Raw genomic sequence first — 5,281 nt, forward strand, 5'->3', positions numbered from 1 at the left:
GGCGTCCATTCAGACTATGAAGTCCAGCGAATCAGCGCCGCGCTGTCACAAGAGTTTAATCGTCCTTTTGACCTGCATAACGGGCATTTAGTCAGTATGACACTGAGTATGGGTTACGCGCTGACCTGGGAGCACGCTTCCGCCGAGAAATTACAAGAGCTGGCCGATCGTAATATGTATCAGGCTAAACATCAGCGCGCTGTGCGCTCGATAAAATAAAAAAGGAATGCACACATGCTTAAGCGTCTTTTATCTCCATTCATTCTTGCCACGCTACTGCTGGCAGGCTGTCAGGCTCCACAGGGCAAATTCACCCCTGAGCAGATAGCAGCCATGCAATCGTACGGATTTACTGAATCCGCGGGAGACTGGTCCCTGGGGCTTTCCGACACTATCCTGTTTGATAAGAATGACTACAAACTGCGTGCGGAAAGCCAGCAGCAGATTCAGTCGATGGCCGCTCGTCTGGCTTCAGTCGGTCTGAATCATGCGCGTATGGATGGGCATACCGATAACTATGGCGAGGACAGCTACAATGAGGCGTTATCACTCAAGCGCGCCAATGTCGTGGCGGACGCGTGGTCAGAAGGTGCGAAGATTCCGCGCACCAATCTGACCACTCAGGGATTAGGGAAAAAATACCCCATCGCCAGCAACCAGTCGGCGAAAGGTCGCGCTGAAAACCGCCGTGTCGCCGTGGTCATCAGCACGCCTTAGTCCTCAGTCGGCTGGCTGCACGATTACCTCGCGTGACGCGTGAACCCAGCGCAGCCAGTCGACCAGCATAAACAGCAGCAGACTCCCCCCCAGCACCGGCATTGCCAGTCCGAGCGTCATCGCCAGTAACCCAACACCTGTACGCCCCCAAACGCTCAACATGAGCCAGCTTTGAACCAGCGTCTGCGCCGGACTGGCTGATGGGCCCGCAGGACGGCGAATCCACCACAGCCGATAACCAATCACGATCATCAGGCAAAGGCCAACGCCAAAACCGATCAGCAGTAATTGGTTCGGCAATCCCAGCAGAATGCCCATATGAAAATCGACGCCCCAGCGCGTCAACTTCGCCATCAGCGGGAAGTCGGCAAATCGGGTATGGTCGGTCACCTGAAGCGTCGTCGGGTCAACAGCAACGGCATCAACCTGCGTAGGCCAGCGGCGATCGATTTCCGTTACCGTCCACCCGTGCTGCGCATCCTTCGGCGGGCGAATCTCCAGCCGAAGCGCATTGAGGCCAGCCGTCTGCGCGGTCTGTAATACGGTATCGAACTGACGGATATTCACCTGGACAGCAGGCATCTCCCTGCCGCCATGGTGGTCTGCGTGCTCATCATGAAGCGGGCGAGCACCATGAAGTTGAGCGTTAAGCTGTGGCGTCAGCCAGCCAAACGCGGCGCGCATTTTATCCACATTGCCGCCAGCCCACTGCGACCAGGTCAGTCCGGTTGCTGAAAACAGCAGCATTCCGACTAACAACAGCCATCCCAGCGTAACGTGCAAGCGACGGTGATTTTGTACCGGATTGTTCAACCGGCGCCGGGGTCGCGTTACTGACCAGAGTGTAATACCGCCCAGCGCCGCCACCCACATCCAGGATGCCGCCAGTTCACTGTAGAGACGCCCGGCCTCCCCCAACAATAGCGAACGGTGGGCATAATCAATCCACTGCCGCAGCGGCAGGATACCGCTGGTGCCGTACACCGGCATATCGCCTTTCACGGCCAGGGTTACCGGATCGATAAAAATGGCCCGATGTTCAGAAGCCGCCAGCGCAGAGTCGGTAAACATGACGCGCGTTGTATCGCCCGGCTCCAGTCCAGGGCGGACGGCGTGCAGGCGCAGGTGCCCACCGGTCACCTGCTGCGCGATCGCAACCTGTGCCGCCAGCGATTGCGGCTCTCCCTGCGTCGTCCCGTTAAGTGCCTGAGCGTAAATGGCCTCTTCCAGCTGCGGCGTCGCCACATACAACGTGCCGGTCAGTGCGGCAACAAAGATAAATGGCCCGACAAACAGGCCGATGTAGAAATGAAGGCGTCGCAGCAGGGTTATCCATGCCGCGCGCGGTGTGCAGGTTGTCATACTTTTCCTCAGAAAAAGCAAAAGAGTGTCGTGACGCTTATGCGTCAATCTTATTTTCAGTAACAGGAAAGTGAGGACCTGCGCGGCGGCGCGCGCGTATCAGGATACAGCCAGGGGAAGAAATACCAGTGTTTTACCGTCGGACGAGTGGGTTGACATTGCACTCTGAGCAGAACGCCGCAGAGCAGAATCATCATCGCCAGGATAAGCCCTGGAACATGAGCCAGTAATACACAATAGCCACAGGCTTCGCCGTGATCGACAGGTCTCGGAATGGAAGGAGAATCACCATGATGCCCGGTGTGCTTCGCCATCGAACTCATCTCATGATGCATACCCGGCATCGCGCTCATTGGATCTTTTTGCAGTGCAACGGAGATTAGCGGGGCAATGACAATCAGCAGGATCGCAAACAACGCGAGACATGCCGCGTGCCGCTGAAAACCTGACTGACGAAATTTACCGTTATTCACTGTCCCTCCCGCAGAGAACGAGGGGCATTGTAAATGATTTATGAACTGAAGGTTAACGTTGTGAGTATTACGGAGATAAAAAAAGGGCCAGCCAACTGGCCAGCCCCTCTAACAGGATGTCGCCTGAGCGATATCTTAGTTAAGACGCTCTTTGATACGAGCTGCCTTACCAGTACGCTCACGCAGGTAGTACAGTTTAGCTTTACGAACGGCACCACGACGTTTAACAGCAATGCTGTCAACAACCGGAGAGTGAGTCTGGAAGACACGCTCAACGCCTTCGCCGTTGGAAATTTTACGAACAGTGAATGCAGAGTGCAGACCGCGGTTACGAATAGCGATAACCACGCCCTCGAATGCCTGCAGACGTTTTTTGGAACCTTCAACAACCCATACTTTCACTTCCACGGTATCACCCGGACGGAAGGAAGGTACGTCCTGCTTCATCTGCTCTTGTTCAAGTTGCTTAATAATGTTGCTCATAATTTAATCTCTTATCCTGGGTAAACTGATAATCGGGGGCTTACGCCATCCCATCATGTTTATGTTGCTGTTGCGCGTGTTCCGTTTTGAACTCCGCCAGCAACCTTGCTTGCTCTTCAGTCAGAGCCAGGTTTTCCAGAAGTTCAGGTCTTCTAAGCCAGGTGCGACCCAGCGACTGTTTCAAGCGCCAGCGACGTATCTCAGCATGGTTTCCTGACAGTAACACTGCCGGGACGTCCATCTCTTCTAACACTTCAGGTCGGGTATAGTGCGGGCAGTCCAGCAATCCATCCGCAAAGGAATCTTCCGTTGCCGATGCCTCATGACCCAGAACCCCCGGAATAAACCGGGAAACGGAGTCAATCAGTACCATTGCCGGTAACTCGCCACCGCTGAGAACGTAATCGCCGATTGACCATTCTTCGTCAATTTCGGTTTGGATCACGCGCTCATCTATACCTTCGTAGCGACCACAGACCAGAATCAGCTTTTGATTCGTAGCCAGTTCGCTGACGCCTGCTTGATCAAGCTTGCGTCCCTGAGGTGACAGATAAATCACCTTAGCGCCTTCACCCGCCGCGCTTTTTGCTGCATGAATGGCATCCCGTAAGGGTTGTACCATCATTAACATCCCCGGTCCGCCGCCGTAAGGACGATCGTCCACGGTACGGTGCCGGTCATGCGTGAAGTCACGAGGACTCCAGCTCTGGATGTTCAGCAGGCCATTTTTAACAGCCCGGCCAGTTACCCCGTAATCGGTAATTGCGCGAAACATTTCTGGAAACAGGCTAACGATACCTATAAACACAAGCCAATCCCCATCACGCCGTCATTTACCGCTTATCCGGTGGTTTAAAAACCAGGATCCCAATCTACTTCGATAGTCCGCGTAGTGAGATCGACTTTCTTGATAACCTGCCCATCGAGGAACGGCACGAGGCGTTCCTTGATACCAAACGCATCTTTCAGGTTTGCCTTAATGACGATGACGTCATTCGATCCGGTTTCCATCATGTCGACGACTTTACCGAGATCGTAGCCTTCAGTGGTCACTACCTGGCAGCCCATCAGGTCTTTCCAGTAGTAGTCACCTTCTTCCAGTTTTGGCAGTTGCGTAGAATCCACGACAATTTCGCAATTGGTCAACAGATTCGCAGCATCCCGATCTTCAACGCCTTTCAGCTTGATGATCAGATCCTGATTGTGGTGCTTCCAGCTTTCCAGCTGTACTTGCTGCCACTGACCCGCCTTCTGGATAAACCAGGGCTGATAGTCAAAAATGCTTTCGGCGTCTTCAGTGGAAGAAAACACTCTGAGCCAACCACGAATACCGTAAGACGATCCCATTTTCCCTAAGACAATCGGGTCCACGGGTGCTTGCGCAGTGAGTTGCTTGCTCATCATGACCACCGTGACAGATTAAGCTGCTTTGCTTACTTCTTTGATCAGCGTAGCAACGCGATCAGAAATGGTCGCGCCCTGGCCAACCCAGTGAGCGATGCGATCCAGATCCAGGCGAGTGCCTTCTTCTTTTTCGCTAGCGATTGGGTTAAAGAAGCCAACGCGCTCAATGAAGCGACCGTTACGTGCGTTACGGCTGTCAGTAACAACAACCTGGTAGAACGGACGCTTTTTAGCGCCGTGACGAGCTAAACGAATAGTTACCATAACATCCTCTTGTGTGAATAAAACAACCGGGCCCCATCGAGGAACGGAGCCCGGTGTCATATTAAAAGCCCGAAAATTTTACTGATTTCTGGGGAAATTGCAATCAGCATCTTGATGCTGGACAGTAAACAAGGGATAGAAGGCGTATATCGGTGAAGCCAGTTTCGTTCCGGCGTGCGCACAGAAAGCGGAGCGTACACGTAGTACGTGAGCATTTCGAGCACACCCCGGAACTAAAATGGCAAACAAGATAGCCCTATGCCCTTGTTTTTAGCGACCAGGGAATCCTGGCGGCATCATCCCTTTCATACTGCGCATCATTTTGGCCATCCCGCCCTTCTTCATCTTCTTCATCATGCGCTGCATGTCGTCGAACTGTTTCAGAAGGCGGTTAACGTCCTGCACCTGCATACCGCAGCCTTGTGCGATACGGCGTTTACGGGACCCTTTGATGATTTCCGGCTTCGCGCGCTCTTTCAGCGTCATCGAGTTGATGATCGCCTCCATGCGCACCAGCACTTTGTCATCCATCTGTGACTTCACGTTGTCCGGGATCTGCCCCATGCCCGGCAGCTTGC

Annotated in this window: 8 protein-coding genes and 1 pseudogene; 2 read left to right on the forward strand and 7 right to left on the reverse strand. The window is 53.7% G+C overall.

Translation table 11 applies throughout. The features are described from left to right. Window positions 1-219, forward strand: a 219-nt coding sequence (locus AB7E14_RS20075; protein WP_428169852.1) for a diguanylate cyclase domain-containing protein, incomplete at its 5' end; no start/stop codon positions are given. A 15-nt stretch (window positions 220-234) separates the two neighbouring features. Then, window positions 235-717: an OmpA family protein gene (locus tag AB7E14_RS20080; RefSeq protein WP_042999692.1), complete on the forward strand. Its 483-nt coding sequence runs from the start codon at window positions 235-237 to the stop codon at window positions 715-717. A 3-nt stretch (window positions 718-720) separates the two neighbouring features. Here AB7E14_RS20080 and AB7E14_RS20085 read toward each other — a convergent pair whose 3' ends face one another. From AB7E14_RS20085 to AB7E14_RS20115, 7 genes and pseudogenes are all read right to left on the reverse strand, one after another. After that, window positions 721-2,079, reverse strand: a complete 1,359-nt coding sequence (locus AB7E14_RS20085; RefSeq protein ID WP_316962792.1) for a PepSY-associated TM helix domain-containing protein — start codon at window positions 2,077-2,079, stop codon at window positions 721-723. A 56-nt stretch (window positions 2,080-2,135) separates the two neighbouring features. Further along, window positions 2,136-2,552: a DUF2946 domain-containing protein gene (locus AB7E14_RS20090; RefSeq protein ID WP_058586975.1), complete on the reverse strand. Its 417-nt coding sequence runs from the start codon at window positions 2,550-2,552 to the stop codon at window positions 2,136-2,138. Between the two features lie 135 nt (window positions 2,553-2,687). Next, on the reverse strand, window positions 2,688-3,035 hold the full coding sequence (rplS, locus tag AB7E14_RS20095) for a 50S ribosomal protein L19 (protein WP_012134695.1): 348 nt from the start codon (window positions 3,033-3,035) through the stop codon (window positions 2,688-2,690). 40 nt (window positions 3,036-3,075) lie between these two features. After that, window positions 3,076-3,843, reverse strand: a complete 768-nt coding sequence (gene trmD, locus AB7E14_RS20100; RefSeq protein WP_042999689.1) for a tRNA (guanosine(37)-N1)-methyltransferase TrmD — start codon at window positions 3,841-3,843, stop codon at window positions 3,076-3,078. A 44-nt stretch (window positions 3,844-3,887) separates the two neighbouring features. Beyond that, window positions 3,888-4,436: a ribosome maturation factor RimM gene (rimM, locus tag AB7E14_RS20105; protein ID WP_042325915.1), complete on the reverse strand. Its 549-nt coding sequence runs from the start codon at window positions 4,434-4,436 to the stop codon at window positions 3,888-3,890. 18 nt (window positions 4,437-4,454) lie between these two features. Next, a complete protein-coding gene (gene rpsP, locus AB7E14_RS20110) occupies window positions 4,455-4,703 on the reverse strand; it encodes a 30S ribosomal protein S16 (protein WP_042325918.1) in 249 nt (82 codons plus the stop codon). Between the two features lie 270 nt (window positions 4,704-4,973). After that, window positions 4,974-5,281 (reverse strand): annotated as a pseudogene (locus AB7E14_RS20115) (signal recognition particle protein); the annotation flags it as partial.

The sequence above is a fragment of the Citrobacter sp. genome, assembly GCF_050252275.1.
Taxonomy (GTDB): domain Bacteria; phylum Pseudomonadota; class Gammaproteobacteria; order Enterobacterales; family Enterobacteriaceae; genus Citrobacter_A; species Citrobacter_A amalonaticus.